The sequence below is a fragment of the Shewanella electrica genome (genome assembly GCF_022321485.1).
GTDB classification, from domain to species: domain Bacteria; phylum Pseudomonadota; class Gammaproteobacteria; order Enterobacterales; family Shewanellaceae; genus Shewanella; species Shewanella electrica.
Genome location: NZ_JAKOGG010000716.1, coordinates 1 through 240 on the forward strand (window position 1 = coordinate 1; position 240 = coordinate 240).

Below are 240 nucleotides of genomic sequence, written 5' to 3' on the forward strand. Positions count from 1 at the left end.
GGTCCTTCCAATCTTGTTAGGACATCAGGTGCTCCAGATGCATCTCTGATAATCAGTATTTCCTCATCCAAGTAAGAAATCATGAATAGGCGCTGGAACATCCCATTAAGTGGCAATTTAATCCCCTCTGAAACAGCGTCCCTTATGGGGGCAGGGAGTTGTTGCAGAGCACCTGCAGTTTGTCCAAAGAAACCCTTTAGTTGATCAGGCAGTGTTTCTTCTCTGATCCTAGGGATCTCT

The 240-nt window shown here is 45.8% G+C and carries 1 protein-coding gene; it reads right to left on the bottom strand.

Annotation, left to right across the window (positions count from 1 at the left end):
- A partial coding sequence (locus tag L9G74_RS24620) for a hypothetical protein (RefSeq protein ID WP_238899009.1) occupies positions 1–240 on the bottom strand: 240 nt, incomplete at both ends.